A 25667-nucleotide genomic window follows, 5' to 3' on the forward strand; every position below is an offset into this window, starting at 1 on the left:
CCAGCAGGAGGTGGCCCCTTCATCCCACGCTCAGCAGGACGGTGGCCATGGCCGCGCCCAGCAGGCCCGCCGTCTGCCATCGGGTGACCTTCTCGTGCAGCAGGGCGAGGCCGAGGATCACGGGGAGCGCCGGGTAGAGGGAGGCGAGCACCACGGCGACGGCGAGCATCTGCCGCTGGGCGGCGAGCAGATACAGGACGAGACCGAGGGCGGCCCCTGCCCCGACCAGCAGCGCCTGGACGCACTGACCCGACGGCATCCGCAGGTGACCGGCGTGCCGCGCCGCGCTGGGCAGCAGAACGAGGACGGCGGCGACCCGGCCCGCCGCCACCGGCCACAGTCCGCTGGTGGAGTCCGCCTGGGCGAGCGCGATGTACTGCACGGCGACGCCCGCGCTGGCCAGCAGTCCGTCCGCCACTCCCCCGGCCCGGTTCGCGCCGCCGCCGGAGACGAGCCAGAGCGCGGGCACCGTGACGGCGATGCCCGCCCAGGCGAGCGGCGTCGGCCGGTCCCCGAGGAGCACTCCGCACAGCACCGACAGGGCGACTCCGGTGACGGCGCTGACGGGCACGATCACGCTCATCGCGCCGCGGCTGAGCCCGCGGTTGAGGAAGTGCATGGCGCTGCCGCTTCCGGCGCCGGACAGCGCTCCCCACAGCAGATCCACCGGGCGGACGGCGTCGGCGGGCAGGAGAAGCGCGGCCGCGCAGGCGAGCAGGAGGCCGCCGAGTTGGCCGAGGAAGGTAACGGTGGCGAAGTGGGCGCGCCGGGACAGGATTCCGCCGGCGAAGTCGACGATGCCGTAGCAGACGGCCGAGGCCAGTGCGAGGAGGGGGCCCATCCGGTCAGGGGTGCCCCGCGGAGGCGGGCCGATGCCTGGCGGCGGCCCTCAGGGTGGGGTCAGGCCGCCTGCACCGGTTGCTGGGGGGCCGCTGCGGCCCACTCCAGGACGAGCCGCCGATACTCTTCGCGCTGCTCGCCGGTCAGTGTCCCGCCCGACCGGAACCACAGGGCCCGGATCTCCTCGTTGACCTCGTCAGCCGATCTTTCGGTAGCGGGCTCAACAGTGGTGGACATGCTGTGAAGCATACGGCTCCGAAGGTGAAGGCGATGTGAGTAATCAGGATCTAAACGGGCATTCCGGACCGTGTTACTGATCACGTCCATCTCGTCAACGGCCGTGGCGCACTTCACACTTCCAGCGCCCCCAGCACCAGCACCTGGATGGCCAGCACGGCGGCGCCACGGGCCCAGTCGTGAAAGTCGGACACCTTGGTCTCCAGGTCGATCGGGGCGGCCAGCGGGTGCCGCTGGGCGCGGATGCTCCCCTCGACCGCCTTGCCTGCCACGTCCATCAGCCCGACGCCCTCTCCCGCGAGCAGGATCTTCTGCGGCATGGCGAAGTTGGCGATCTGGGCGACCAGGGTGCCCAGGGCCCGCGCGGCCTCGTCGATGACGCGGGCGGGCATGGGCTCCCCGGCGGCTGCGAGGGCGAGGATCTCCTCGTAGCTGTGGTCACGGCCGGTGGCGGCCCGGACCTGGTAGCGGATGTTGGGGATGGTCAGCAGCGAGACCGCGCTGCCGCGTTCGCCGTCGGGAGTGAGCGGGCCATTGGGGTTCACGATCCAGTGGCGGCCGAAACCGCGGTCCTCCTCGGCATACGGCACCCGCTTGCCGCCGAGGACGAGGCCGTAGCCGATGCCGGCGCCGATGGTGAGGACGACGAAGCGGTCGAGGCCGCGGCCGGCGCCGAACCAGGTCTCGGCCTCGACCAGGGCTGCGACGTCGTTCTCCACGACCACCGGCAGCCCCGTGCGCTCCTCGACGAGGGCGGCGAGCGGCACGTCCCGCCACAACAGGAACGGCGACTCCCCGACCACGGCGCGGTCCTGCACCAGGCCGCCGACTCCGATGCCGACGCCGGCGATCCGGGGGTGGGCGCGGGCGAGTTCCGCGGTCATCTCGGCCAGCAGGTCGGCGACCTCGGCCGGATCGTGGGTGGCGAGGGGGCGGTCGTGGCGGGCGACGATGTCGCTGCGGAGGGTGGTGACGACGCCGTAGACCATGTCCTCGGTGATCTTGAAGCCGAGGAAGGACCGGGATTCGGCGACGACGTCGAGCGGCTGCGAGGGCCGCCCCTGGCGCGCCTCGGCCGGAGCACCGGCCTCGGAGACCTCGATCAGCAGGCCGGACTCGATCAGCGGCTTGGTCAGCCGGGTCAGGCTGCCCGGCGAAAGATCCAGGCGCCGGGCGAGCTCGGTGCGCGACAGCGGGCCGTGGACGAGCACCTCGATCGCCACCGAGCGTTCGCCGGGACTCAGCGGAAGCCAGCTGGCGGCACCTGTGGTCATGAAGGTCAGACTCCCACAAAGATTTCTTTCGCCGTAAAAGCAATGTGGCCATTCTAGAGCGCCACGCCCGTGCTGGAAAAGATGTTTGCGCGGCCCTTGACGTCAGGATTCTTCCGCCACAAAAGTAAGTGCCGAGGACGAGCCGCCGCAGACGAGGGAGTCTCCCGATGACCATCGCCTCCAGCAGCCCTCCGTCGCGTGTGCCCTTGGGCAGCGCCGAGAGGGCACGGACCAAGCCGAGGACGGACCGGGCGGGGGCCGGTGAGAACGGGGGCGACGGGCGCCTGGCCGCGGTGTTCATCGCGCCGGCCCTGCTGGGCTTCCTGGTCTTCCTGCTCTGGCCGACGCTGCGGGGCATCTATCTGAGCTTCACCCGCTTCAACCTGCTCACGCCGGCGGAGTGGGTGGGCCTCGACAACTACGTCCGTATGGTCAACGACCCGATCTTCTGGGACTCGTTGTGGGTCACCGTCGAGTACGTCGTCATCAACATCGGCATACAGACGGTGGCGGCGCTCGCCATCGCGGTGCTGTTGCAGCGGCTGACCCAGTCGGCCCTGCTGCGGGGCATCGTGCTCACCCCGTATCTGATGTCGAACGTCGTCGCCGGCCTGGTGTGGCTGTGGATCCTGGACACCCAGCTCGGCATCGGCAACGAGATCATCAGTGCCCTCGGCGCCGACCGCATCCCCTTCCTCGCCGACGAGACCTGGGCGATCCCCACCATCGCCCTGATCAACGTCTGGCGGCACGTCGGCTACACCGCCCTGCTCCTCTTCGCGGGTCTCCAGGCGATCCCGAACGACATGTACGAGGCGGCCAGGGTCGACGGCGCGAGCGAGTGGCGGATGTTCTGGCGGATCACCATGCCGCTGCTGCGCCCGGTGCTGGCGGTCGTGCTGATCATGACGGTGATCGGTTCGTTCCAGGTCTTCGACACCGTGGCGGTGACCACCGCGGGCGGCCCGGCGAACGCGACCAACGTGCTCCAGTTCTACATCTACGGCTCCGCCTTCGGCCGCTTCCAGTTCGGCTACGCCTCGGCGATGTCCGTCGCCCTGCTGGTCGTGCTCAGCGCGATCACCGTCCTGCAGTACCGGCTCACCCGGGCCGGCCAGACCGACCTCGGCTGACGGAAGGGAGACACCGACATGGCCGCTGTGACCGCCACGACGACAACGACGACAACGACGCCGACCGGCATACGACCGAGCCGGCGCAGGCTCTCCCTCGGCCGGGCCACCGCCTGGACCGTGATGGGCCTGATCGTCCTCATCACCCTGCTGCCGTTCTACTGGATCCTGCGCACCGCGCTGTCCACCAACGCGGGCCTCAACGCCGACCCCACCAACCCGCTCCCGGTCGATCTCACGACCAGCGGCTTCGAGCGGGCCCTCGGTCTGCAGTCGGCGAAGGAGGCCGTCGCGCAGGGCGGCGCGGGCGGCGGGCTGGACTTCTGGCGCTATCTGCTCAACTCGGTGATCGTCTCGACGCTGATCGCCGGCTGTCAGATCTTCTTCTCCGCGATGGCCGCGTACGCCTTCTCGCGGCTGCGCTGGCGGGGTCGGGACAAGGTCTTCGGTCTGTTCCTGGCCGGGCTGATGGTGCCGACCATCTTCACGCTGCTGCCGAACTTCGTACTGATCAAGCAGCTCGGCCTGGTGGACACGCTGCTCGGGATCGCGCTGCCCAGCCTCTTCATGACCCCGTTCGCCATCTTCTTCCTGCGGCAGTTCTTCATGAACATCCCCCGGGAGGTCGAGGAGGCGGCGCTGCTCGACGGCGCGGGCAAGGTGCGGATCTTCTTCCGGGTGGTCCTGCCGATGGCGTCCACGCCGATTCTCACGCTGTCCGTGCTGACGTACATCACCGCCTGGAACGACTACTTCTGGCCGCTGATGGTTTCCTACAGCGACAGCTCGCGCGTGCTGACCGTGGCGCTGGCGATCTTCCGGGCGCAGACCCCGGCGACCGGCGTCGACTGGTCCGGGCTCACGGCGGCGACGCTGATCGCCGCGCTGCCGATGCTGGTGCTCTTCGCCTGCTTCGCGCGCCGCATCGTCAGCTCCATCGGCTTCACCGGGATCAAGTGAGGGAACACTGATGCGACTTCGTACGCTGACCGCGCTGGCCGGAGCGCTGACGCTGTCCCTGGTGACCGGATGCGCGCAGGGCGACTCCACCGGAGCGTCCGCGAACACGGTGACCTACTGGCTGTGGGACGCCAACCAGCTGCCCGCCTACGAGGCCTGCGCGAAGGGGTTCGAGAAGGAGAACCCCGGACTGCGGGTGAAGATCACGCAGTTGGGCTGGAGCGACTACTGGACCAAGCTCACCGCCGGGTTCATCGCGGGCACCCAGCCGGACGTGTTCACCGACCACATCCAGAAGTTCGGCCAGTTCGCCGATCTGAAGGTGCTGGAGCCGCTGGACGACCTGGACATCAAGGACTCCGACTACCAGCCGGGCCTCGCCGCCAACTGGATCGGTCAGGACGGCCACCGCTACGGCGCCCCGAAGGACTGGGACACCGTCGCGCTCTTCTACAACGACAAGATGGCCAAGGACGCCGGGCTCACCGCCGAGCAGCTGAACAACCTGGCCTGGAACCCGAAGGACGGCGGCACCTTCGAGAAGGCCATCGCCCATTTGACGGTCGACAAGAACGGCAAACGGGGCGACGAGCCCGGCTTCGACAGGAACAACGTAAAGGTGTACGGGCTGGCCACCAACGGCGGCGGCTTCGCCGACGGCCAGACGCAGTGGAGCATGTTCACCGGCTCCGCCGGGTGGAGCTACACGGACAAGGCCCGCTGGGGCACGAAGTACCAGTACGACAGCAAGACCTTCCAGTCCGTGGTCGGGTGGTACTTCGGTCTGGCGAAGAAGGGCTACCTGGCCCCGTTCTCCGACTACAACATCCAGTCCAACCAGGCCACCACCCAGGTCGCCGCGGGCAAGGCCGCCACCGCCTTCGACGGGGCCTGGATGATCTCCACCTACGACGGCTACAAAGGCCGGGACATCAAGTCCGCCCCGACTCCCGTCGGCCCCACCGGCAAGCGCGCCACGATGATGAACGGCCTCGCCGACTCCATCACCAAGGCCTCCAAGAACAAGGCGGGCGCACGGAAATGGGTGGCCTATCTGGCCTCCGACAAGTGCCAGACCATCGTCGGCCGGGCCGGTGTCGTCTTCCCCGCCACCCCGGCCGGCACCGAGGCCGCGATCGCCTCCTACAAGAAGAAGGGCATCGACGTGTCCGCCTTCACCGAACCCGTGGACGACAAGAAGGCCTTCCGGACTTTCTCCTACCCGATCACCAACTACGCGGCGGACGTGCAGGCGCTCATGCAGCCGGCCATGGAGGACATCTACGGCAACGGCAGGTCCGTGAGCAGCCTCGACCAGACCAACGACCAGATCAATCTGATCCTCGACCAGTGAAGGGCACGCCTTACATGACGTTCTCCATCGGCATCGTCGGCGCCGGGCAGTTCTCGGGACAGTTCGCCAAGCTGTTCCTGGCCCATCCCGGCGTCAGCGACGTCTACGTCACCGACCTGCTCCCCGAACGGGCCGAGCAACTCGCCGCCGCCGAAGGCCTCACGGGCACCTTCCCGACGTACGAGGCCATGCTGGAGTCGAAGGCGGTCGACGCGGTCGCGATCTTCACCCAGCGCTGGACGCACGGACCGCTGGTCGTCCAGGGGCTGAACGCCGGCAAGCACGTGTACTCCGCGGTCCCCATGGCGATCACCACGGAGGAGATCGCGGCGATCATCGACGCGGTCAAGGCCACCGGGCTGACGTACATGATGGGCGAGACCAGCCAGTACAACCCGGCGACCGTGCACGCCCGCAACCAGATCGCCGAGGGCGCCTTCGGGCGGATCTTCTACGCCGAGGGCGACTACGTCCACGACATGGACCTGGGGTTCTACGAGGCGTACCAGTACAGCGGCGGCGAGAACTGGAAGGCGACCGCCAGCTATCCCCCGCTGCTCTACCCCACGCACTCGATCGGCGGGGTGCTGGGCGCCTGGCGGACGCACGCGGTGAGCGTGTCGGCGCTCGGTGTCGTGGACGAGCGCGGGGACGGGGTGTTCGACAAGGAGGTCAGCCAGTTCGGCAACGACGTCTCCAACGCCACCGCGCTGTTCGAGGTGGCGGGCGGCGGCTCCTTCCGCACCAACGAGTTCCGGCGGGTGGGCTATCCCTCGCACATACGGGAGTCCCGTTTCCGGTTCTTCGGGACGGAGGGGAGCATGGAGCAGCTCGCCACGGTGGCCCTGTGGCAGGACAAGAACGGCGTGAAGGACATCAGCGAGCTCCTTGAGCCGAAGCCCACCATGTCTCCTGACGACCCGTCACTCCAGCACATCGCGCCGGACCTTCGGGCCGCCTTCACCTCCGGGTCGGCAGCCGTGCACGACCGCTCCCGCCTGCCCCGGGAGTTCGACAACCTGCACAACGGCCACGAGGGCAGCCACCACTTCCTGGTGGACGACTTCGTGACCGCCGTCAACACGCGCACACTGCCGTCGGTGAACGCGTGGGTGGCCGCTCGCTACACCCTGCCGGGCATCGTCGCGCACGAGTCCGCGCGGCAGGGCGGGGTCAGGCTGGAGATCCCGGACTTCGGAGACGCGCCCGAGGCGTGAGTCTTGAGGCAGCGGCCGAGCCGGGTGCCTGTGCGCTGCGTCAGGTGCCCGGCTTGCGGCCGTACACGAAGACGTCGTCGCCCTTCTTCAGCAGCGACCAGTACTTCTTGGCGTGCGTCTTGGTCATGTTCACGCAACCATGCGAGCCGGGCGGGTTCCACATGCTGACGCCGACCGAGTGGAAGGCCTGGCCGCCGTCGAAGAACTGGCTGTAGGGCATCGGCACGTCGTAGATGGACGAGACGTGGTCGATGTGCCGCCAGTAGATCTTCTTCAGGCCGGTGCGGGTCTCGTAGCCGTTGCGGCCGGTGCGCACCGGCACCGGGCCGTAGACGAGCTTCTTTCCGTCCTGGATCCAGCTCAGCTGGAGGGTCAGGTTCACGCAGGCGATGCGGCCCTTGTTGACCGGGCACTTGCCGTTCTTGTTGGGGTTGTTCCCGACGGCCTTCTGCTTGTTCATCAGGTCCATCACACCCCAGGTGACGGGACCCGCGTAGCCGATGTTCGGCGTGATGCCGTGCTTGTTCTGGAAGGCCTGGATGGCCTTGCAGTCGGCGGCGGACTGCTTGCCGTCGACCGGCCGGCCGAGGAACTTCTCCACCTGCTTCTGGTACGGCCCGGTCTGCGTGGTGCAGCTCGCGGCCTGCGCCGGCACGGCGCCCAGCGCGAGCGTGAGCGGCGCCACCAGTCCGGTGATCCCCAGTGCGACGGCTCCCCGTCTGCGTATGTCCCCCATGACCTGTCCCCTTCATATGGTCCTGCGATCTCTGCCAGCTAGACCGCTGCCCAGGGGAATCGGTTGTAGCCCCGCTCACGCTGGGACGAAACGGTGACATTCGACACCGGGCAGCCGTCCGGCCGGGAGGCGCCGGCCGCGCCGGTCGACGCCCGCATCACCCTCGGAGCGCGTGCCGGAAGCCCGTGTTGACGGCGGTGAGGCCGCCATCGACGACCAGTGTGGTGCCGGTGATCCAGGACGCGTCGCGGGAGGCGAGGAAGGCAACGGCGGCAGCGATGTCCTCGGGTTCCCCGACCCGCCCCAGGGGGTACAGCCGCCGTACCGCTTCCAGCTCCTCCTCGCGGCCTCGCCAGGCCGTGGTGCGCACGGTGCCCGGTGCCACGAGGTTGGCGCGGACGCCGCGCTCGGCGGCGTGACCGGCGAAGGTGCGGGTCAGGGAGGCCAGGCCCGCCTTGGCGGCGCTGTAGGCGTGGTTGCCGAAGTCCTGGAGCCCGTTGACGGAGCCGATGTTGACCACCGCGCCGCGGCCGGAGGCCGCCAGATGCGGCAGGGCGGCACGGCAGCACCTGTACGCGCCGTTGAGGGTGACGTCGAGATCACGGGCCCACGCCTCGTCCGGTTCCTGCTCGAAGAGCGGCGCGTCGGGCGAGCAGTGGGCGGCGTTGTTGACCAGCACGTCGAGCGAGCCGAAGGTGTCCACGGCGTACTCCACGGTCGCCTCGACCGCCGCCTGGTCGGCCACGTCGCATGCGAACGCCTCGGCGACGAGTCCGTCCCCTCGCAGTGCCGCCGCCGTCTTCTGGGCCTCGACCGGGTCGGCGTCGGCCACCAGGACCCGCGCCCCCTCTCCGGCGAACCGGCGGGCGGTGGCCGCGCCGATGCCGCGCGCCGCACCCGTGACGAGAACTCCGTACTCCTCGAAACGCCTCGTGTCGGTCATGGGGGCGACCGTACTCCCAGGCGTTCTGGCGTTGCCTGCGAGCCATGCGGCGCGCTGGACGCTGCCGCCGGTGAGCCCTCCTGACCTCAGCGGTAGCCGGTCGTGTCGGCCGGTTTGCCCGCGTCCTGGACATCGACGAGATAACGCCAGGCGTCGGGGCGGCTGCCGTCGAGGTCGGTGAAGCCGTACACCTGGGCGAGGGAGCCGCTTGAGAGGGACTGGCCGTTCCAGCGCGCCACGTCGGGGTCGGCGGCGAGCGCGGCGACGGCGCGGCCGACGTAGCGGGGCGTCTCGGAGATGGCGAAGTGCGGGACACGGTCGAGGGCGTCGCGCCAGTTGTCCTCGCGGACCCCGTAGTTGTCGAGCATCATTTCCGAGCGCAGCCAGCCCGGGGTCAGCGCGACGGCGGTGGCGCCGCGCGGTCCCAGTTCGTGGCCGAGGGAGAAGGCCATGCGCAGGACGGACGCCTTGGCGAGGTCGTAGAAGAAGTTGACGCGGTAGGTGTCGCGGTTGTACTCGGCGGTGCCGTCGGTCATCTCGATCACCAGGCCCCCGGGGTGGCGCAGGAGCAGCGGCAGGGCGTGGTGGCTGGTGATCGCGTGCGTCTCGACGGCGAGCCGGAGCAGCCTGAGGCCCTTGTCGAGGTCGTGCTCCCAGACGGGGGTGTCCCAGGCGAAGAGCTTCTCGCCGCCCCAGATGTCGTTGACGAGGACGTCGAGGCGGCCCCGCTCGTCCGCGATGCGGTCCACGAGGGTGCGGACCTGCGCCGGGTCGAGGTGGTCGGTGGGTACGGCGATGCCGTGGCCGCCGGCCTCGGTGACCAGATCGGCGGTGTCCTCGATGGTCTCGGGGCGGTCGTACTCCGAGCGCCGGGCCCGGGTGGTGCGGCCGGTGACGTAGACGGTGGCGCCGGCCGCCCCGAGCTCCACGGCGGTGCCGCGTCCGGCTCCGCGTGTCGCTCCGGCGACCAGCGCGACCTTGTCTTCCAGCGGCTGTGACATGTCCGACCTCCCGTTTGCCCGATGTCGTTTCGAGCATGACGGGAAAGCCGGACAACCTATGTCGCCTTTTGTGTCAGGTCATCCGGCCGCACGCGGTTTCTCGCCCAACTCGTCGAAGTCCGCCAGGAACCAGATGTGACCGCCCTGGTTCGTCTCGTACACGAAGTCGCGCAGCGCAGCGCTCTCGCCGTCGAGGGCCGGTCCGTCGGGGGTGCGGCGCAGGACGCCCACGCCATGGAGCTTCACAGTGTCGTCGGTGGTCATGACAAGCGGGCTGATCGCCCCTCGATCAGTGACCGCGGGCGATCCACTCCTGAAGGTGGGGTGCCTCCGCGCCGATGGTGGTCGGGTCGCCATGGCCGGTGAGGACCTTCGTCTCGGGCGGGAGGGCGAGCAGGCGGTCGCGGATCGAGTCGATGATCGTCGGGAAGTGGGAGTAGGAGCGGCCGGTGGCGCCGGGGCCGCCCTGGAAGAGGGTGTCGCCGGTGAAGACGGTGGCCAGGCCCTGGTCGTACAGGCAGACCGCGCCGGGCGCGTGCCCGGGCGTGTGCAGGACCCTCAGGTCGGCGCCGGCCGCCTCGATGACCTGCCCGTCGACCAGCCAGGCGTCGGGCTCCCGGTCGGGGTGGGTCTGCTTCCACAGCGGCAGGTCGTCGCGGTGCAGCCAGATGGTGGCTCCGGTGCGCTCCGCGAGGGCGGGCGCGGCGTCGATGTGGTCGTTGTGGGCGTGGGTGCACACGATGGCCGTCAGCCGGCGGTCGCCGACGGCCTCGGCGATGGCGTCGGCGTCGTGGGCTGCGTCGATGACGACGGCCTCGTGGTCGTCGCCGACGATCCATACGTTGTTGTCGACGTCCCAGGTGCCGCCGTCGAGCGTGAACTGGCCGGAGGTGACGAGGCGTTCGATGCGGGCGGTCATCACAGCACCACCACCGAACGCAGGACGTCGCCGTGGTGCATCCGCTCGAAGGCCTTCTCCACGTCGGTGAGTTCGATCGTCTCGGTCACGAAGGCCTCGAGATCCAGGCGTCCTTGCAGGTGCAGGTCGATCAGCATGGGGAAGTCCCGGGAGGGCAGGCAGTCGCCGTACCAGGACGACTTCAGCGCCCCGCCGCGGCCGAAGACGTCCAGCAGCGGCAGTTCCAGCTTCATCTCCGGGGTCGGCACACCGACCAGCACCACGGTGCCGGCCAGGTCGCGGGCGTAGAAGGCTTGCTTGTACGTCTCCGGGCGGCCCACCGCCTCGATCACCACGTCCGCGCCGAAACCGCCGGTCAGCTCGCGGATCGCCTCCACCGGATCGCTCGTGCGCGAGTTGACCGTATGGGTGGCGCCCATGCCGCGCGCGGTCTCGAGCTTCCGGTCGTCGATGTCCACGGCGATGATCTTCGCCGCGCCCGCCAGGTTCGCCCCGGCGATCGCCGCGTCGCCCACGCCCCCGCAGCCGATGACCGCGACCGTGTCGCCCCGGCCGACATTGCCGGTGTTGATCGCGGCACCGATACCGGCCATGACGCCGCAGCCCAGCAACCCCGCCACCTGCGGGGCGACCGACGGGTCGACCTTGGTGCACTGCCCGGCCGCGACCAGCGTCTTCTCCGCGAACGCGCCGATCCCCAGCGCCGGGGAGAGTTCCTGACCGGTCGAGGCGAGGGTCATCTTCTGTTCGGCGTTGTGGGTGTCGAAGCAGTACCAGGGCCGCCCGCGCAGACACGCCCGGCACTGCCCGCACACCGCGCGCCAGTTGAGGATCACGAAGTCGCCCGGCGCGACATCCGTGACGCCGTCACCGACCGACTCCACCACACCGGCGGCCTCGTGCCCCAGCAGGAACGGGAAGTCGTCACTGATCCCGCCCTGCTTGTAGTGCAGATCGGTGTGACAGACCCCGCACGCCTGCACCCCCACCACGGCCTCGCCGGGACCCGGATCGGGCACCACGATCGTCTCCATCCGCACCGGCTCGTCCTTGCCCGGTGCGATCACGCCGCGTACTTCCTGCGCCATGGTGGCTGCCCCTTCCCTCGGCTGGTGTCGTCCCTGCTCCGACCCTACGTGTGACTGATCGGTAACGGCCTCCTCAGCCGGATTCCGGGCGCCGTGCGAGGAACACGAACTCGCGACCCGGGCGGTCGGGAGCTTCGCGCACGTCCACCACCACGTACCCCTGCACGATGAGCTCCGTCTCGATCTCCTGCCGCTCGCGGAAACGCAACGTCGAGTCCGACGTCAGCACCTCCCCGTCCGCGGCGAACACATAGGTCGAGCGGAACGTCACCAGCGGCCCGCTCACGTCGGTCACCTCGACCCAGTTCTCGACCGCGCCGACACCGGGGATCTCCGTGACCCCGTACGAAGCCTCCCGGTTCCACTCCTGCCAGGCGCGCCGGGACGGATCCCGGGTCTCGAAGACCAGGTGCCCGCCCGGCCGCAGTGCCGCAAAGGTCCCCCGCAGCGTCTCCCGCCAGGTCCGTGGGTCGGCGATGGCCTGGGCGACGTTCCCCGTCATGGTCGCGAGGTCGACCCGCAGCGGCGGGAGCGCTGTCGCGTCACCGTGGATCCAGCGCACCCGCTCGCCGCCCGGCTTGCCCCGGGCCACGTCGAGGGACGCCTGGGCGGGGTCGACGCCGACGACCTCGATCCCGCGGTCGGCCAGCAGGAGCGCGAAGACACCCGTCCCGCAGCCGATGTCCAGCACACGGCGGGCACCGGCCTCCTCCGCGATGCGGAGGTACGCGTCGAGATCACGGCGGTCGGGGTCGAGCGGGTCGTGGACCGCGGCGAGCCGTGGCAGCCCGAAGCACTCGTCAGCCATGGGGCCGAAGGTAGGGGGAGCCGCCTGCGGGGGCCACCCGGTTTCGCTGTCGGCGTCCGCTCCACCACCCGGAATCCCGGCGCCCGGCGCGCAGAGCCGACGTAGCCTGAGCGTTCCGCCCGACTCCCGAGGAGCACCGTGACGACCACCGCGACGGAGCAGAACCCGCCCACCTGGCGGCTGCTCCTCGGATACGTACGACCGCACCGGTGGGCGCTGCTGGCGGGTGCCCTGCTCTCGCTGGTCACGGGTGGCACCGGGCTGCTGCTGCCGCTGGTGGCACGGGAGTTGATCGACGACCTGTCGCACGACCGCACCATCACCGGCGCGTTGGTCGTCATGTCGGGGCTGGTGGTCGCCAACGCGGCGCTGGGCGCGCTGGGTTCGTACGTGCTGCGGCGCACCGCCGAGTCGGTGGTGCTCGGCGCACGGCGCGCCCTGTCGTCGTATCTGCTGCGGCTGCGCATCGCGGCCGTGGACCGCAGCGAGCCGGGCGATCTGATGGCCCGCATCACCTCGGACACGACCCTGCTGCGCGAGGTCACCACCGACTCCCTGGTGGGCCTCGGCACCGGCGGGCTCACGCTGGTCGCGACGGTGGTCATGATGGGCCTGGTGGATCCGGTGCTGCTCGGGGTCACACTGGCGGTGATCCTGGGCGCGGGCACGGTCCTCGGTGTGATCGTGCCGCGCATCAACCGGGCGAGCCGGCGGGCGCAGGACGCGGTCGGGGTGATGGGCGCCTCGCTGGAGCGGATCCTCGGCGCGCTGCGCACGGTGAAGGCGTCGGGCGCGGAGCACCGGGAGGAGCGCACGCTGCACGCGGCGGCCGAGGAGTCGTGGCGGCAGAGCGTGCGCGCGGCCAAGTGGTCGGCGGCGGCGGGCAATACGGCGGGGCTCGCGATGCAGATCGCGTTCATCACGGTGCTCGCGGTGGGCGGGGCACGGGTCGCGACAGGGGCGATCGACGTGGGCACGCTGGTGGCGTTCCTGCTGTACGTCTTCTATCTGATGTCGCCGATCCAGCAGGTCGTCGGCGCGATCACCCAGTACCAGACGGGCGCCGCGGCCCTCGCCCGCATCCAGGAGGCGCTGCGCCTGCCGTCCGAACCGGCGGCCTCGCCCGCGCCGTTGCCGTCGCCCGAGGCGGAGCCCGCGGCCGTCGCCTTCGACGACGTCCGCTTCCGCTACGCCGACGATCTGCCGTACGTCCATCACGGGGTGACGTTCGCCGTGCCCGCCCGGGGCATGACGGCGTTCGTCGGCCCGTCCGGCGCGGGCAAGACCACCGTCTTCTCGCTCGTCGAGCGGTTCTACGACCCCGAGTCCGGCACCGTCTCGCTCGACGGCCGGGACCTCGCGGACTGGGATCTGTCCCAACTCCGTTCCGCCATCGGCTATGTGGAGCAGGACGCGCCCGTGCTGTCGGGTTCGCTGCGGGACAATCTGCTGCTGGGCAATCCGGACGCGGACGAGGGCGCCGTCGCCCGGGTGGTGAAGACGACCCGTCTGGACGGTCTGGTCGCCCGGCTGCCCAGTGGCCTCGACACGCTGGTCGGGCATCGTGGCACCAGGCTGTCGGGCGGCGAGCGCCAGCGGGTCGCCATCGCCCGGGCCCTGCTGCGCCGCCCCCGGCTGCTGCTTCTGGACGAGGCGACCTCGCAGCTGGACGCGGTGAACGAGGCGGCGCTGCGCGACACGGTCGCCGACGTGGCCCGTACGACCACGGTCCTGGTCGTCGCGCACCGGCTGTCCACGGTGACGATGGCCGACCGGATCGTGGTGATGGACGCGGGCCGGGTGCGCGCGGTGGGCACCCATCGGGAACTGGTGAGCGCCGACCCGCTGTACGCGGAGTTGGCGGCGACACAGTTCCTGGCGACGACCGGGGACTGACCGCTCAGCCCTCGAGCCTGCGCAGCCGCTCCGCGTCGCCCGTGCGGGGGCAGGTGACGCATGCCTCTTCCGGCCGGATCTTGTAGAAGAGGCAGCAGCCGGCGCGTGTCCGTGTGGCATGGCGTCGGCCGCTGTCTCCCACCAGGTACCGGAAGTCGGCTCCGGCCGGGTACGGAGGCACGGCGGTCGGCAGGATGTCGGTGGCGGCCCGCACGGCGTCGGCCTCCTGGCCGAGCATCCGGCCGAGGTACCAGATCCCGGAGACGAGGTCGTCGCAGACCATGCCCCACAGAGTGCGCGCCCCGCGCCGTACCGTGGGGCCGAGCGCGGACAGGAGCCGACGCATGTGCTCGGCGACGGCCATGCGCAACGCGGCCCGCAGTTGTTCTTCCTGAGGGAGTGTCAGTACTCCTGGCAGCGCGGCCAGGGGGTCGCCGGCCAGGCAGGCGAGGTCCGTGCCGGGGATGATCGTGTACGTGCCCGTGGCGAGGTCCAGCCGGACGTCCTCGGACCCGATCCGGGGGACCCGCCGGTCGAGATACCAGGCTCCGCCGATCAGCAGGCCGACTGGCACGGTCGCCGCCGGCCTGGCCGCGGCGGCGGGCAGCGCCCGCTGGGGCCCGGCCGGTCTTCCGCGACCTGGAGGGCACCAAGCTGGTGCCCGAGCACCACACGGAGACCCTCGCCGCGCTGCCGCCCGAGGTCGCGGGCCCACTGACGTACGACGCGCAGCGCGGCTGGGACCGGGTCGTCTACTGCCTGCTGGTCAACCACGTCGCCGAGCTGCTCGCCGCCCTCGCCGACCTGTACCCGGGGGCGGAGGCCGCGCTGTGGGCGCGGGTGCGGGCCACGCTCCGGGCGTACACCGACCGCCGCGGCTGCCCGCCGCGCCTGGCCGCCCTGCTCGCCGGGGTGCCGCTGCCCGCGAAGGCCAACCTCCTGACCCGTTGGGAGCGCAAGGCCGACCGCGAGGCCGGATACGTCCGGCTGCCGTCACCGCTCGCCGAGGACATCCTGCGCGACCCGGCCGGAGGTACCCGATGACCGACCCGACCCCCGCGGTCCGCGACCACGTCCTGTCCCTGCCCGCCACCGAACTGCCCGCGTACGTCTATGACTTGGCGGCACTGCGCACGCACACCGCCGCCGTGCGGGACGCCCTCCCGGAGCGGGTCGAGCTGTACTACGCCGCCAAGGCCAACCCGGAGCCGGAGATCCTCGCCGCGCTCGCGCCGTACGTCGACGGCTACGAGGTCTCCTCGGGCGGCGAACTCGCCCATGTCGCCGAGGCGGTACCGGGCCGGCCGCTCGCCTTCGGCAGCCCCGGCAAGACGCCGGCCGAGCTGACGGCCGCGCTGGAGAGAGGAGTCGACCGCTTCCACGTCGAGAGCGAGCACGAGCTGCGCATGCTGGCCGAGTTGGCGCGGCGCTTCGCACCCGCGCGGCCGGTGGCGGTGCTGCCCCGGGTCAACCTGCCGGTCGCCGACGGGGCGCTGGCGGGCAGCTCGCTGGCGATGGGCGGTCGGCCCGCGCCCTTCGGCATGGACCCCGCCCACACTGTTGACGTCGTCCGCGCGCTCACCGACGGCACGTGTCCGCACCTCGAACTACGCGGCCTTCACGCCCACTTGGCCAGTGGGCTGGAGGCGCCGGAACAGCTGGCGGTGGCCGAGACCGTCGTCGCCTGGGCGACGGGCCTCGGCGTGCCGCTCGCCGAGGTGAACGTGGGCGGCGGCATGACCGTCGACTACGCCCGCCCCGGCCGCCGATTCGACTGGGCCGCGTACGGCAGCGGGCTCGCCCGGCTGACCGAGGCGCACCCCGGGCTGACGTTGCGTATCGAGCCGGGCCGGGCGCTGACGGCGTACTACGGCTGGTACGCCACCGAGGTGCTGGACGTGAAGCACAGTCACGGCGAGGAGTTCGCGATCGTCCGGGGCGGCACCCATCACCTGCGGACGCCGGCGACGAAGGGGCACGACCAGCCCTGCTCGGTGCTCCCGGTGGAGGCATGGCCGCACCCTTGGCCGAGGCCGGGCACCGAGGGGAGCCGCGTCACGCTCGCGGGGCAGCTGTGCACGCCGAAGGACGTCCTGGCGCGGCGGGTGCCGGCGCCCGGGCTCAGGGCCGGTGACCGGGTGGTGTTCGCGCTGGCCGGTGCCTACGCGTGGAACATCTCCCACCATGACTTCCTGATGCACCCCAGGCCGGGCTTCCACTTCCTGAACAGGGCATTCTCCTGACGCGACCCCCGCAGGCTGCGCTTGCCGAGCCTGCCGGGGCGGAGGAGTCTCGAAGGGAAGGAACCTCGCGGCCCGCTCCCCGTCGGGCCGCGACCCTCGAAGGAGGTCACCATGGGCACTGCGGCACGTCCCGGCTTCGACACCGAAACACTGCGCCGGGGCATCGAAGGACAGGCGGCGACTCTTCTGTCGCTCTACGCGGACGACGCCGAACTACGCGTCGTGGACCGCAACACCCAGCCGAGCCACCCCAAGGTCCTGCACGGCCGTGACCAGATCGGCGAGATGCTGAACGACGTCTACAGCCGCGACATGACGCACAAGCTGGAGCGGTGCGTCGTCCAGGGAGACCAGGCCGCCTTCAGCGAGTCCTGCGAGTACTCGGACGGAGTGCGCGTCCTCGCCGAGTCGATGGTGACCCTGCGGAACGGCAAGATCGTCGACCAGACCCTCATCCAGGCCTGGGACGAGTAGGACGAGCAGGAGGGACGTCACGGCGCCACCCGAGAGCGGTTCCCGACCGTCGCGTCGCCTCCGTTAGGCTGGTCGCGTGCCGTGACTGGCGCTGAGGTGGAGCACCACCGGGGAGCGGCCGCACCGTAGATGCCGTGCGCCTGGGCGATTCCGTTCGAACCCGCTCAGGAGTGGATCATGTCTCAGGCCCGGCTCATGGACGGCACCGCGCTCGCCCGGCGGATGGTGGAGGAGACCGCCGAGCGGGCGGCCGGTCTCACGGAGCTCACGGGGCAGGCGCCATGCCTGGCGACCGTACTGGTCGGCGAGGACCCCGCCTCCGTCACCTACGTCCGGATGAAGCGAAACCGCTGCCGCAAGGCCGGCATCGAGTCCCGCCATGTGGCGCTGCCCGCCGCCACGACCACCGAGGAGCTGGTCGGCACGCTCAGTTCCCTTTCGGACGACCCCGCTGTGCACGGCATCCTGCTCCAGCACCCGATGGGCGCGCACATCGACGAGCGGGCCGCGTTCGAGGCGATCGCTCCCGAGAAGGACGTCGACGGTGTCACCTTCGCCTCCTTCGCCACCATGAGCTTCGGGCTGCCGGGCTTCGTCTCCTGCACGCCCGGCGGAATCGTCCGGCTGCTCGACGAGTACGGCATCGACCCGGCAGGCAAGCGGGCGGTGGTCGTGGGCCGCAGCGCGATCCTGGGCAAGCCGGTCGGCATGCTGCTGCTCGCCCGCGACGCGACGGTGACCTACTGCCACTCCCGCACCCGGGACCTGTCCGCGGCCGTCCGCGAGGCGGACATCGTGGTCGCCGCCGTGGGGCGGCCGCGGCTGATCCCGGGGCAGGACATCAAGCCCGGCGCCGTCGTGATCGACGCCGGATACAACGCGGGCAATGTCGGTGACGTCGACTTCGACTCCGCCGTGGAGCGGGCCGCGCTGATCACGCCGGTGCCGGGCGGGGTCGGCCCGATGACCATCGCCACGCTGCTGGAGCAGACCGTGGACGCCGCCGCCCGGCAGCTCGGGGTGCTCGGGGTGTGATCAGGGCATCCAGGCGCTGTACTCCATCACGTCGCCCCTTTTGAGGCCCCACTCGGGCTCGGCGGTGGTCGCGGTGGTCTCCAAGCCGAGGACGGCACCGGTCCTCGGGTCCATGATCAGCGTCCGGCGGGCGCCCTGCCCGTCGTACACGTACGCCTGCCCGCTCCGGCCGAGGCGGTCGGTCACCCGACCGACGGGCCGCAGCCCCTCGGCGTCCGCCAGGAGCCGGGCGACCGCCGCGGTCTCGCGGGCGCCGAGGGTCCAGTGGTCGAGCAACACCTTGACGGCGTCCAGCAGTTCCGGCGTGGTCAGCGGGGTGTCGATGTACTGGGCCTCCTGCGAGTAGGCGCGCAGCCGGGCGGGGTCGTGCGGCGGCGGGGACTGGGGCGGGGCGTCGCTCCAGCTGGGCGGGGAGGTCTGCTCGCTGATGACGTGCCCGTCCTCGACGAGGCGCGGCTCGCCGTCCTCGTCGCTGAGGACCGGCCGTCCCGGATGCCGCGGGTCGGTCGGGGGGCTTGTCCTCGGACATGCCCATGCTCCACGACTGCACATGCGTGCCCTTGCGGAGGCGGGGCGATACGTCCGCCGCCGCCTGCGCGGCACGCTCGACCAGCCGGTCCAGGGGTACGGGGGTGGAGTCGGCCTGGACGACCAGCGGGCGGGGTACGGCGACCGCTGGGGCGGTGTTCGGGCCGGTGAGCACGAGGGCCTGCGCGAGGGCGGCGACGACGGCCGTGGCCACGAGCCCCCAGGCGAGGCGGGCGCGGCTCAGGCCCGGGATCCGGACAGGTCCGTCGATGCGCGGCGGCCGGAATCCGCGGCGCCCGGCGGGCCGGTCGCGCAGCAGTCGTTCGAGGCGGCGCTCGGCGTGGTGGTCCAGCGGGCCGTCGCCGTAGTGGGGGCCGTCGGGCGGCACCGGGTTCGCGCGGCGCAGAAGGTCTGGTTCGGGGCTGTCCGGCGCTACGTCGGCGTCCACTTCCGGTTGTCGCCGCCGCGATTTCGGACAGAGATCGGCGGTGCGAACGCTTTGCGCGCTGCGCGCAGAGTCGCAGGGCCAAGTCAACGGATCGGCGAGGACGGCCTCGCTCCGGTGGCGGGCCCGCGGTCCGCCTCCGCCGCGGCGACGTACACAGTCCCGCCGACCCCTTCGCCACCGCGTGCCGGAACGTCCCTCGTCCTGGCGCGGGCGAGGGCGGCGAGGACGGTATGTACGCCCAGCGCCTGGGCGCCGACCGGGCCCGCACCCTGAACCTCCGGCGGATCACGCCGCAGACGCGGCGTCCGGCACGCCCATCTGCCGCCGGACAGGCCCTGGGGCCTGTCCGGCGGTCATGCCCGAGCCGCGGGGCTCGGCAGGACTTCCCCGTCCTGGGATACGCTCGGCTCCCAGCCCGGTGGCCGCAGAATTCCCAGCAGCTGCCGGACCAGTTCGTCGACGACCTCGTCCAGCGTCGCGTCCACCCACCCGGCGTTCCAGTCGTGCAGCAGGCCGTTGACGCTGCCGATGAACGCCGCCGCGGCGATCCGGTAGTCGCGCGGCACCGCCTCCCCGCGAGCCACGGCCGCCTCCGCCTCGGCGCACACCAGGTTCACCCAGCGGGAGCGGCGGGCCAGCCGCTGCTCCTCCAGACGCGGGCTGACCCCGATGATCTCGACGAAGGTGATGCGCACGCGGCGCGGATCGCCGGAGACGTTCGCGGCGTAGGCGCGGAAGATCGCGGCGACGCGTTCGGCGAGGGGCAGATGCTCCGCGCCGGCCACGGCGGCCAGAACGGCCTCCTCGGCCCAGTCGTTGACCTGGAGGTGCAGGGCGGCCAGCACGTCCTCGAGGGTGCGGAACTCCTCGTAGAACTGCCGTGTCGACAGTCCGGCGGCCTCGCTGAGCGCGGCGACGGTGGTGGCGCGGTAGCCCGGGGTGTCCCCGAAGAGTTGGAGCGCCGCGTCCAGGAAACGGCGGCGCCGCTCGGCCTGCCGTTCCTCGGCCGACTTTCCGCCGTACCGGCCGGTCGGCGCCTTGAGTCTGCCCGTCACCGATTCTCCCAACTCCCGCTCCACCCTACGACGATCCGCCCCGTGGCCAATTTTGTCGTGTACGCAGTCTTGTGGAGAAGGGCGACCCTTCCTTACTTTGCAGTAAGTTGACTCTGAATCCAAGCGTGTTCAGATTCACCGCCCGGTTTTGGCATGTCCTACTCATGACCCCACCCGCAGAGGAGAGAGCAGTCATGCCTGCTTTCCGCCCCAGGCACCTGTGCTCGGTAGCCGCCGCCCTCGTCCTGACCGTCTCCGTCCCCGCGACCGCCGCCACCGCCGCCCAGGACTCCTCGGCCGCTCTGCGCGAGGTGATGTTCGTGGGCAACAACTGGGACGGCACCGCCGACGTCATCAAGTCCACCGGGGACTTCGCGAAGGTCGGCCGTATCAACGTCATTCCCGACAAGGACAAGCGGATGGCGGAGATCAACGCCGATCCGATCCGGTGGATCGCCTTCATGACCATCCGCAACAGCGTCGGCGAGGGCCACGACCAGTTCGTCGACGACATGTACTCCACGCCCGACGGCAAGTCGGTGGTCGTCTCACGGCCCAGCTTCGCCGATGTCGTCTCGATCGACCTCGCCACCGGCAACATCAACTGGCGTTTCCCGGTGTCGGGTTACCGATCGGACCACATGGCGGTCTCCCCCGACGGCAAGCGGGTCGCGGTGTCGGCGTCGACCGGAAACACCGTGCACGTCCTGGACATCGTCACCGGAAAGCAGCTCGGCTCGTTCGCCACGGGCGACAAGCCGCACGAGAACATCTTCACCAAGGACGGCAAGTACATCTGGAACATGGCCATCGGCGACGTGAACACCGCGACCGACGCGCCGTGGCTGGACTGGACGAAGGGCAACCGGCGCATCACCGTCGTCGACGCGACCACGTACCAGCAGGTCAAGGTCATCGACATGCGGGAGCGGCTGGACGCGATCGGTCTCAAGGACTACTCCGACGCGGTCCGGCCCGCGGTCTTCTCGCCCGACGAGTCCAAGCTGTACTTCCAGGTGTCGTTCTTCAACGGCTTCTTCGAGTACGACATCGCCACCGACAAGATCACCCGAACGAAGACTCTGCCGAAGAACCCGGCGACCAGCGACGACCGCACCACGTTCGTCAACGATTCGCGCCATCACGGCATTTCGATGAGCCCGGACGGCTCCAAGCTGTGCGTCGCGGGCACGATGGACGACTACGCGACCGTCGTCGACCGCGCCACCCTCCAGGAGGGCCCGCTCGTCACCGCCTCCAAGCCCTACTGGGCCACCGTCAGCGGTGACGGCAAGAGCTGTGTCGTCTCCGAGAGCGGCACCGACCAGGTCACGGCGATCGACTTCGCCACCGGGCGCAAGACGGTGTCCGTACCGGTGGGCGACCATCCGCAACGCGTACGGCTCGGTCACGTCGCCGCGAACTGGTCGGGCCCGGCTTCCTGAGGCTCAGCCCGTCAGTCCTTCGACCGTTCAGCCCGTCAGCCTCTCGACGGCCTTGACCGCCTGCCCCGCCCCGTCCTCGGTCGCCATGTGCTGCGCGGCGATCGAGGCGGCGCGCGCGTAGGCCTGCTGCCGCACGACCATCCCGAGTGCCTCGGCGAGCCCTTCGGCGGTGAGGGCCTTGAAGGGGATCGGCGCGGTGGCGGCACCGAGCGCGGCCAGCCGTCCGGCCCAGAACGGCTGGTCCGCCGTCACCGGCACGGGCACCGCGGGCACTCCGGCACGCAGCCCGGCGGCCGTGGTGCCCGCTCCGCTGTGGTGGACCACCGCGGCGACCCGCGGGAACAGAAGGGCGTGCGGTACGTTCCCGATCGTCAGGACGTCGTCGCCGTCGGCCGCGAGCCCGGCGCTGCCCGTCTGCAGGATGCCGCGCAGTCCGGCGCGCCTGAGCGCCCGTACGGCGATGTCGCTCAGCCGCTCCCCCTGGCCGGCCGCCATGCTGCCGAACCCGATGAACACCGGCCTGGGCCCGGCCGCGAGGAAGTCCTCCACCTCCGCGGCCAGCGGCCGGTCCGTGGCGGCGTACGGCCACCAGGGGCCCACCACGTCGAGGCCCGGCCGCCAGTCGGACGGGCGCGGTACGAGTGCCGTGCTGAAGCCGTGCAGGACGGGCCAGTTCTCCCGTTCTTGTCGTCGGCGCATCGCGTGCGGGGCGAGGGGAGGCAGCTCCAGGTCGCGGCGCAGTTCGGTGACCGCCCGGGTGTAGAGGCGATCGGCCATGCGCAGCGCGAGGCGTCCCGCCGTGCGGTTGCCGAGGCGGCCCAGCGAGCGGGAGCCCGTGACGACGGGCGGGAAGTCGCCGGTCGGTGCGGTGGGTTGGAGGTAGGCGCCGACGGCCGGGATACCGGTGGCCTCGGCCAGGTGCCAGCCGAGCGGAGCCGTGGTGGTCGACAGCAGGAGCAGGTCGGCGCCCTTGGCCACCGCGTCCGCGAAACCCTGTCCGAGTTCGGTGACGAACGCGGCCGCCGTGCGCATGAGTTCGCGCTTGTCCGCCGTGCCGCCGCTCTCGGTCTCCGCGCGGGCGGGGAGACCGCGGAACTCCAGCCCGGCTTCCGTGACCAGCGGGGCGAAGGTGTCCGTCGTGGCGAGGGCGACCTCGTACCCGGCCCGGCGCAGCTCGGCGCCGAGTCCCGTGTACGGCGCGATGTCGCCGCGCGATCCGGCCGCGGCGATCAGGATGCTCATCTCTCCTCCTGCGAGTCGGCGAAGTCGGCAAAGTCGCCGAGGTCGGCGGGCGAAGCCTCGCGGCGGGACGCGTTGGCGTGCACGGCTTTGCCCAAGTAGGCCGCGAGGCCAGGCCGTTGCTGCGAAGGCGGTACGAAGAGGGCGAAGGCGCGCGGGTCGGCGACGAAGTCGTCCGCGATGCGCCGGTGCATGTCGGGCGGGCACGTGGTGAACCAGCGGGTGATGTGCTGCCGGTGCTCCTCGGCGAGGCCCATCGCCCGCTCGCCGTCGCTCGGTTCCCCCGCGTCGAAGGCGGCGAGCAGCCGCTCGCGCCAGGCGGCGGCCTCGCCCATGAGTCGGCGCCAGTCCTCCTTGCTGTGGGCCGCCGCGCGCGCCATCGACTCGCGCTGTCCCTCCGAGCCGGCCCACTTCACCTGGGCCTCGGTGGCGTAGCTGAGGTCGAAGCTGATCTCCCCGAAGACCTCGAAGCGCTCCTGGGGCGTCAGGGACACCCCGGTCTGCTGGACCTCGATGGCCCGCTCGGCGACCTCCGCGAGCCGCTGGAGCCGGGCGATCTCCTCCGCCAACTGCCGTTGCCGGGCCCGCAGCTGCTCCAGGGCGTTCGCCTGCGGGTCCGCGAGGATGACGGCGATGTCGTCGAGGGGGAAGCCGAGTTCGCGGTAGAAGAGGATCTGCTGGAGCCGGGCCAGATCGGCGTCGTCATAGAGCCGGTAACCGGCCCGGCTGCGTGCGCCCGGCGTGAGCAGGCCCGTCCTGTCGTAGTGGTGCAGCGTGCGCACCGTCACTCCGGCGAAGGACGCGACCTGCCTCACGGAGTAGCTCATTCACCTGCCCTTTCGTCAGGGTCCAGCCTCAACCCTGACGTAAGGAGAGGGTCAAGCGGGTTCACTTGACGCGCTGTGCCGCCCACGCCGACAGCTCCGACCGGGCCGCGTTCAGCAGGTCCGCCGAGGGTGCCGTCGCCCCGTTGGTCACCAGCGCGTAGTGCAGGACACCGTTGTCCGGCGCGGTGAGCAGGAGGCGTCGGCTGCCCGTGCCGCCCGGCTCGCGGGCGGCCGCGATCGGGGTGGTCCGGGTGTACGCCGGAGGGCCGTAGGACGTGCCCAGGTCGGAGACCACCGTGGTCGTCGAGGTCGGGAAGGATGCCGGGAGGTGCAGTTCGGTGGGCGCCGAGGTGCCGTCGGAGCGCCACAGCATGAGCCCGTACTGCCCCGAGCCCACCAGCCGGGCGACGTTCGGGAGCGAGCTCGGGACCGGGTTCCAGGTCAGGGTCGTGGAGCCGTCCCGGGAGCGGTCCTCGTAGGTGAAGCCGACGGTCGTACCGGCCGTGGCGCTCGGGTAGACGCGGTCGAGGAGCCGCGCGTCCTGACGCAGCGTCGCCTTTCCCGAGTCGTCGAGGCGTACGGCCGACAGGTCCTCGTCGTTCCAGGCGTCGCCGGAGGTGAGCACCTTGTCGGGGTTGCCGTTCATCAGCTCGTGGTGGCGTCCGTTGTAGATGTCCCACTGCCACTGCGTGCCGGACAGCACCGATCCGGAGCCGGCGGGATTCGACCACCAACGGGAGCCCGGCAGACGGGAGTCGAGCGCCTGGTACATCCCCTTGAGGACCGTCGGGGCCTTGTCGGAGACGGTGCCCGCCAGGGGGTGGCCGAACTCACTGATGATGCCGGCGGTGTCGGTGGCCTTCGCGCGGTCGCGCACCGTCCCGAAGTCGGCCGAGTACTGGCCGTCCGCGGCCTTGCCCGGCATGAAGATGCCGGAGATGGCCTTCTGGTCGTAGAAGTGGGTGTTGAAGACGTAGTCCGGGCCGAGGGTGCCGGCGTCCAGCAGTCCGCCCTCCTGCTTCTGGAAGCCGATGTTGGCGTTCCAGAACAGGTTCGGCTCCACGAAGGCGGGCTTGTCCTGCCAGCCGGCCGCGTCCATGCGGGAGCGGAACTTCTCGTAGAAGGGCCACAGCACGTCCTTCTCCCAGGCGCGGCTGGTCTGTCCCGAGTCGTACACGCCGGCGTGCGGCTCGTTGTACGGGTCGAAGCCGACGACGCCCGCGAACTGGGCGGCGCTGACGTGCTGTTTGACGTAGGCCATCGTCTTCTGAGCGGTGGTCAGGAACGAGTCCTGGAGGCCGTAGGCGTTGTGCCAGAAGTCGTACGACGCCCGCTTCACGGCCTCGTTCTGGGTGATGTTCTGGCCCCAGAACAGGCAGATCCCGCAGTTCTCGTCCGGGTAGTTCCCGGCGTCCACGGCCCACTTGGGGGCGCCGTCGCCCGTGTACCAGCTGTCCGGGTCGAACAGGTGCCGGGAGTAGAGGTCCTGGTGGAAGTCGGGGTAGACGCGGATACCGGCGTCGAGGAAGGCACGCATCTGGTCGGTGGCGGCGGCCAGGTAGTCCGTGTCCACCTGGCCGCGCTCTGGCTCGGCGTAGGCCCAGGAGAGCAGGAAGCGGACCGAGTTGCCGCCGCCGAGGGCGCGCAGCGCGGTCGCCGACTTCTTGGCGTCGGCGACCGAGGCGAAGGGCAGGCCGTTGTTCTCGGCCAGCTTGGTCTCGCCGGAGACGTTGTAGCCGCGCAGCACGACCTCGCGGCCGAGGCCGTCGGTGAAACGGCCGTCCCGCACGGTGACGGGGGTGTCGTCGAACCAGAGGGAGTCGGGAAGGGCTTCGGCGGTGGCGGGTCTGATGCCCCCCGCCGTCAGGAATCCGGAGAGGACAACCAGAACAACGAGCAGACGCGCGCGTATATTCGGCATGTCCACTACAGTCCGGTGATTTCAAGACACCGTCAACAGTGCTGAC

23 protein-coding genes, 3 pseudogenes and 1 riboswitch are annotated in these 25667 nt (G+C 70.8%); of the genes and pseudogenes, 10 read left to right on the forward strand and 16 right to left on the reverse strand.

From position 1 onward, the window contains the following. Positions 1-19: 19 nt before the first annotated feature. From ABT063_RS04010 to ABT063_RS04020, 3 genes are all read right to left on the reverse strand, one after another. Positions 20-841 (reverse strand): EamA family transporter, encoded by an 822-nt coding sequence (locus ABT063_RS04010; protein ID WP_351055506.1) that lies wholly within the window; start codon positions 839-841, stop codon positions 20-22. Positions 842-900: 59 nt separating this feature from the next. After that, a complete protein-coding gene (locus ABT063_RS04015) occupies positions 901-1089 on the reverse strand; it encodes a hypothetical protein (protein ID WP_351055507.1) in 189 nt (62 codons plus the stop codon). Between the two features lie 101 nt (positions 1090-1190). Then, complete coding sequence (locus tag ABT063_RS04020; protein WP_351055508.1) at positions 1191-2351, reverse strand: ROK family protein; 1161 nt, start codon at positions 2349-2351, stop codon at positions 1191-1193. 167 nt (positions 2352-2518) lie between these two features. On the opposite strand from ABT063_RS04020, the gene ABT063_RS04025 reads away from it, so the two are divergent. From ABT063_RS04025 to ABT063_RS04040, 4 genes are read left to right on the forward strand one after another with little or no spacing between them, the layout of a single operon-like run. After that, on the forward strand, positions 2519-3484 hold the full coding sequence (locus ABT063_RS04025; RefSeq protein ID WP_351055509.1) for a carbohydrate ABC transporter permease: 966 nt from the start codon (positions 2519-2521) through the stop codon (positions 3482-3484). An 18-nt stretch (positions 3485-3502) separates the two neighbouring features. Then, positions 3503-4444: a carbohydrate ABC transporter permease gene (locus tag ABT063_RS04030; RefSeq protein WP_351055510.1), complete on the forward strand. Its 942-nt coding sequence runs from the start codon at positions 3503-3505 to the stop codon at positions 4442-4444. A 10-nt stretch (positions 4445-4454) separates the two neighbouring features. Then, positions 4455-5798: an ABC transporter substrate-binding protein gene (locus tag ABT063_RS04035; protein WP_351055511.1), complete on the forward strand. Its 1344-nt coding sequence runs from the start codon at positions 4455-4457 to the stop codon at positions 5796-5798. Between the two features lie 14 nt (positions 5799-5812). Continuing rightward, on the forward strand, positions 5813-7015 hold the full coding sequence (locus tag ABT063_RS04040; RefSeq protein WP_351055709.1) for a Gfo/Idh/MocA family protein: 1203 nt from the start codon (positions 5813-5815) through the stop codon (positions 7013-7015). Between the two features lie 40 nt (positions 7016-7055). Here ABT063_RS04040 and ABT063_RS04045 read toward each other — a convergent pair whose 3' ends face one another. The 7 genes from ABT063_RS04045 to ABT063_RS04075 form a co-directional block, all read right to left on the reverse strand. Next, complete coding sequence (locus ABT063_RS04045) at positions 7056-7751, reverse strand: L,D-transpeptidase family protein (RefSeq protein WP_351055512.1); 696 nt, start codon at positions 7749-7751, stop codon at positions 7056-7058. A gap of 157 nt (positions 7752-7908) precedes the next feature. Next, positions 7909-8694: an SDR family NAD(P)-dependent oxidoreductase gene (locus ABT063_RS04050; protein ID WP_351055513.1), complete on the reverse strand. Its 786-nt coding sequence runs from the start codon at positions 8692-8694 to the stop codon at positions 7909-7911. An 86-nt stretch (positions 8695-8780) separates the two neighbouring features. Next, the gene (locus tag ABT063_RS04055) at positions 8781-9695 is read right to left on the reverse strand and encodes an SDR family oxidoreductase (RefSeq protein WP_351055514.1); all 915 of its coding nucleotides are present in this window, start codon (positions 9693-9695) and stop codon (positions 8781-8783) included. A 78-nt stretch (positions 9696-9773) separates the two neighbouring features. Beyond that, the gene (locus ABT063_RS04060) at positions 9774-9959 is read right to left on the reverse strand and encodes a DUF4180 domain-containing protein (protein ID WP_351055515.1); all 186 of its coding nucleotides are present in this window, start codon (positions 9957-9959) and stop codon (positions 9774-9776) included. Positions 9960-9984: 25 nt separating this feature from the next. Beyond that, positions 9985-10614 (reverse strand): MBL fold metallo-hydrolase, encoded by a 630-nt coding sequence (locus ABT063_RS04065; protein WP_351055516.1) that lies wholly within the window; start codon positions 10612-10614, stop codon positions 9985-9987. Beyond that, entirely contained in the window at positions 10614-11702 is a 1089-nt protein-coding gene (locus ABT063_RS04070; protein ID WP_351055517.1) for an S-(hydroxymethyl)mycothiol dehydrogenase, read from the reverse strand. The genes ABT063_RS04065 and ABT063_RS04070 overlap by 1 nt, the downstream gene beginning before the upstream one ends. A 73-nt stretch (positions 11703-11775) precedes the next feature. Next, positions 11776-12510, reverse strand: coding sequence for a class I SAM-dependent methyltransferase (locus ABT063_RS04075; protein ID WP_351055518.1), 735 nt, complete (start codon positions 12508-12510; stop codon positions 11776-11778). A 138-nt stretch (positions 12511-12648) separates the two neighbouring features. On the opposite strand from ABT063_RS04075, the gene ABT063_RS04080 reads away from it, so the two are divergent. After that, a complete protein-coding gene (locus ABT063_RS04080; RefSeq protein WP_351055519.1) occupies positions 12649-14406 on the forward strand; it encodes an ABC transporter ATP-binding protein in 1758 nt (585 codons plus the stop codon). Positions 14407-14410: 4 nt separating this feature from the next. Here the strand turns inward: ABT063_RS04080 and ABT063_RS04085 are convergent. Next, positions 14411-14974 (reverse strand): annotated as a pseudogene (locus tag ABT063_RS04085) ((2Fe-2S)-binding protein); the annotation flags it as partial. Positions 14975-15024: 50 nt separating this feature from the next. Here ABT063_RS04085 and ABT063_RS04090 point away from each other — a divergent pair. From ABT063_RS04090 to ABT063_RS04105, 4 genes and pseudogenes are all read left to right on the forward strand, one after another. Beyond that, positions 15025-15450 (forward strand): annotated as a pseudogene (locus tag ABT063_RS04090) (ferric iron reductase); the annotation flags it as partial. Then, positions 15447-16649 carry a type III PLP-dependent enzyme gene (locus tag ABT063_RS04095; protein ID WP_351055521.1) on the forward strand — a complete coding sequence of 401 codons (1203 nt, stop codon included), beginning with the start codon at positions 15447-15449 and terminating at the stop codon, positions 16647-16649. The pseudogene ABT063_RS04090 and the gene ABT063_RS04095, both read left to right, overlap by 4 nt. Positions 16650-16760: 111 nt before the next feature. Further along, a complete protein-coding gene (locus tag ABT063_RS04100; protein ID WP_351055522.1) occupies positions 16761-17123 on the forward strand; it encodes a nuclear transport factor 2 family protein in 363 nt (120 codons plus the stop codon). A 71-nt stretch (positions 17124-17194) separates the two neighbouring features. Further along, positions 17195-17276: riboswitch (ZMP/ZTP riboswitch) on the forward strand. A 24-nt stretch (positions 17277-17300) separates the two neighbouring features. Beyond that, entirely contained in the window at positions 17301-18158 is an 858-nt protein-coding gene (locus ABT063_RS04105; RefSeq protein ID WP_351055525.1) for a bifunctional 5,10-methylenetetrahydrofolate dehydrogenase/5,10-methenyltetrahydrofolate cyclohydrolase, read from the forward strand. Here the strand turns inward: ABT063_RS04105 and ABT063_RS04110 are convergent. Continuing rightward, a pseudogene (locus ABT063_RS04110) lies at positions 18159-19134 on the reverse strand (CU044_5270 family protein). It abuts the gene before it with no gap. Between the two features lie 353 nt (positions 19135-19487). Next, positions 19488-20189 carry a TetR/AcrR family transcriptional regulator gene (locus ABT063_RS04115; protein WP_351055527.1) on the reverse strand — a complete coding sequence of 234 codons (702 nt, stop codon included), beginning with the start codon at positions 20187-20189 and terminating at the stop codon, positions 19488-19490. Between the two features lie 194 nt (positions 20190-20383). On the opposite strand from ABT063_RS04115, the gene ABT063_RS04120 reads away from it, so the two are divergent. Further along, positions 20384-21634 (forward strand): YncE family protein, encoded by a 1251-nt coding sequence (locus ABT063_RS04120; protein WP_351055529.1) that lies wholly within the window; start codon positions 20384-20386, stop codon positions 21632-21634. A 27-nt stretch (positions 21635-21661) separates the two neighbouring features. Here the strand turns inward: ABT063_RS04120 and ABT063_RS04125 are convergent, their stop codons facing one another. The 3 genes from ABT063_RS04125 to ABT063_RS04135 all read right to left on the reverse strand — a co-directional run bounded on the left by ABT063_RS04125 (position 21662) and on the right by ABT063_RS04135 (position 25621). Next, positions 21662-22876 (reverse strand): glycosyltransferase, encoded by a 1215-nt coding sequence (locus ABT063_RS04125; RefSeq protein WP_351055531.1) that lies wholly within the window; start codon positions 22874-22876, stop codon positions 21662-21664. Continuing rightward, on the reverse strand, positions 22873-23700 hold the full coding sequence (locus tag ABT063_RS04130) for a MerR family transcriptional regulator (protein WP_351055532.1): 828 nt from the start codon (positions 23698-23700) through the stop codon (positions 22873-22875). The genes ABT063_RS04125 and ABT063_RS04130 overlap by 4 nt, the downstream gene beginning before the upstream one ends. Positions 23701-23761: 61 nt before the next feature. Beyond that, positions 23762-25621, reverse strand: coding sequence for a cellulase family glycosylhydrolase (locus tag ABT063_RS04135; protein WP_351055534.1), 1860 nt, complete (start codon positions 25619-25621; stop codon positions 23762-23764). Positions 25622-25667 lie beyond the last annotated feature (46 nt).

Origin of the sequence: Streptomyces sp. NPDC002838, assembly GCF_040295365.1 — a bacterium.
Classification (GTDB): domain Bacteria; phylum Actinomycetota; class Actinomycetes; order Streptomycetales; family Streptomycetaceae; genus Streptomyces.

Bases quoted from the DNA above. Each gene is read 5' to 3' on its own strand.
- ABT063_RS04010 (WP_351055506.1), bottom strand. From the start codon at position 841: ATGGGCCCCCTCCTCGCACTGGCCTCGGCCGTCTGCTACGGCATCGTC.
- ABT063_RS04015 (WP_351055507.1), bottom strand. From the start codon at position 1,089: ATGCTTCACAGCATGTCCACCACTGTTGAGCCCGCTACCGAAAGATCG.
- ABT063_RS04020 (WP_351055508.1), bottom strand. From the start codon at position 2,351: ATGACCACAGGTGCCGCCAGCTGGCTTCCGCTGAGTCCCGGCGAACGC.
- ABT063_RS04025 (WP_351055509.1), top strand. From the start codon at position 2,519: ATGACCATCGCCTCCAGCAGCCCTCCGTCGCGTGTGCCCTTGGGCAGC.
- ABT063_RS04030 (WP_351055510.1), top strand. From the start codon at position 3,503: ATGGCCGCTGTGACCGCCACGACGACAACGACGACAACGACGCCGACC.
- ABT063_RS04035 (WP_351055511.1), top strand. From the start codon at position 4,455: ATGCGACTTCGTACGCTGACCGCGCTGGCCGGAGCGCTGACGCTGTCC.
- ABT063_RS04040 (WP_351055709.1), top strand. From the start codon at position 5,813: ATGACGTTCTCCATCGGCATCGTCGGCGCCGGGCAGTTCTCGGGACAG.
- ABT063_RS04045 (WP_351055512.1), bottom strand. From the start codon at position 7,751: ATGGGGGACATACGCAGACGGGGAGCCGTCGCACTGGGGATCACCGGA.
- ABT063_RS04050 (WP_351055513.1), bottom strand. From the start codon at position 8,694: ATGACCGACACGAGGCGTTTCGAGGAGTACGGAGTTCTCGTCACGGGT.
- ABT063_RS04055 (WP_351055514.1), bottom strand. From the start codon at position 9,695: ATGTCACAGCCGCTGGAAGACAAGGTCGCGCTGGTCGCCGGAGCGACA.
- ABT063_RS04060 (WP_351055515.1), bottom strand. From the start codon at position 9,959: ATGACCACCGACGACACTGTGAAGCTCCATGGCGTGGGCGTCCTGCGC.
- ABT063_RS04065 (WP_351055516.1), bottom strand. From the start codon at position 10,614: ATGACCGCCCGCATCGAACGCCTCGTCACCTCCGGCCAGTTCACGCTC.
- ABT063_RS04070 (WP_351055517.1), bottom strand. From the start codon at position 11,702: ATGGCGCAGGAAGTACGCGGCGTGATCGCACCGGGCAAGGACGAGCCG.
- ABT063_RS04075 (WP_351055518.1), bottom strand. From the start codon at position 12,510: ATGGCTGACGAGTGCTTCGGGCTGCCACGGCTCGCCGCGGTCCACGAC.
- ABT063_RS04095 (WP_351055521.1), top strand. From the start codon at position 15,447: ATGACCGACCCGACCCCCGCGGTCCGCGACCACGTCCTGTCCCTGCCC.
- ABT063_RS04100 (WP_351055522.1), top strand. From the start codon at position 16,761: ATGGGCACTGCGGCACGTCCCGGCTTCGACACCGAAACACTGCGCCGG.
- ABT063_RS04105 (WP_351055525.1), top strand. From the start codon at position 17,301: ATGTCTCAGGCCCGGCTCATGGACGGCACCGCGCTCGCCCGGCGGATG.
- ABT063_RS04120 (WP_351055529.1), top strand. From the start codon at position 20,384: ATGCCTGCTTTCCGCCCCAGGCACCTGTGCTCGGTAGCCGCCGCCCTC.
- ABT063_RS04125 (WP_351055531.1), bottom strand. From the start codon at position 22,876: ATGAGCATCCTGATCGCCGCGGCCGGATCGCGCGGCGACATCGCGCCG.
- ABT063_RS04130 (WP_351055532.1), bottom strand. From the start codon at position 23,700: ATGAGCTACTCCGTGAGGCAGGTCGCGTCCTTCGCCGGAGTGACGGTG.
- ABT063_RS04135 (WP_351055534.1), bottom strand. From the start codon at position 25,621: ATGCCGAATATACGCGCGCGTCTGCTCGTTGTTCTGGTTGTCCTCTCC.